The organism is Klebsiella sp. C283 (genome assembly GCF_048822555.1).
GTDB lineage: Bacteria > Pseudomonadota > Gammaproteobacteria > Enterobacterales > Enterobacteriaceae > Klebsiella > Klebsiella quasipneumoniae.
The window spans coordinates 1-930 of sequence record NZ_JBMEZS010000068.1 but is presented as its reverse complement, the minus strand read 5'-3'; the positions used below and the strand labels follow the sequence as shown (position 1 = coordinate 930).

The 930-nt window shown below is 51.7% G+C and carries 3 pseudogenes; all 3 read right to left on the bottom strand.

From position 1 onward, the window contains the following. Positions 1 to 72 (bottom strand): annotated as a pseudogene (locus ACOI7Z_RS27245) (type IV conjugative transfer system protein TraV); the annotation flags it as partial. Between the two features lie 205 nt (positions 73 to 277). Then, positions 278 to 697 (bottom strand): annotated as a pseudogene (gene traP / locus ACOI7Z_RS27240) (conjugal transfer pilus-stabilizing protein TraP); the annotation flags it as partial. Continuing rightward, positions 690 to 930 (bottom strand): annotated as a pseudogene (locus tag ACOI7Z_RS27235) (conjugal transfer protein TraB); the annotation flags it as partial. The pseudogenes ACOI7Z_RS27235 and traP, both read right to left, overlap by 8 nt.

Sequence of the window (930 nt, the reverse complement as noted above, 5' to 3'; positions counted from 1 at the left end):
GGTCTCTGTGCCCGCACACCCGGTTAAGAGCAAAGCGCTGCCCAGAGGAATTAACAGCATTAATTCCTTCATATATTCACCCGTAATCTGTTTATTTTTTAAAAATCGATTTCCAGTCAGTCTTCCTGAATACTGCTTCTGCAAGATTATTAGCAGCCCTTACAAGCTCCTCATAAAGTTTGGGGTCTAAATAATTTGCAGATTGAGGTACAGTGTTAGGCTCCTTTTCTCCTGCTTCCTGTTCATTACGCAGGTACCCCCCTGACATCCTTCACCCGAGAAATCCCCTGCGGACAGGAGTCCTACGGAAAACCACAGCCATCCCGGTAAACACCACCGCCATCAGCAGCCAGAGCCAGAGAATATTATGCGTATAGCTCTGGTCGATATATGCTGCATACCCTGCCGCATCCGTACTGACGGTGGTGCAGTCTTCCTGTAAAACCGGAGGCAGTGGAGCGTTCACCGCATCACCATTAAGTTCTTTCGGCCCCGTGCAGTCCTGAATGACATATCCCTCCTGCTGCACAGACTCTACGGTTTTCACCAGCGTCTGGCCGAACGTGTACGGTCCCGTCCGGAACACCAGAACAACCAGTAACATCATCATGGCCAGCGGATAGACCACCGCACACTTAACCAGCCAGTGAGCCCAGCGCAGTGCTGACAGAACAGTAGTAATGAGAGACTTAGCCATTATTTTCCCCCTGCGGCGCTGCGCCCGGAGAGAACTCACGCGGATCAAGTTTGCCCAGCTTCTTCAGCATCTCGTCAGTATTGAATCCGTTCATACCGCCGCCTGACTGATGATGTGCATCAGCCTGCGGTGCCGGCTCCGCCTCCTGATTCTGAGCCTGCTGTTGCCCGTTCTTTTCCGCTTCCAGTTCTTCAATCGTTTTCAGCTGGAATCCATCCTGGAACACGACGGTA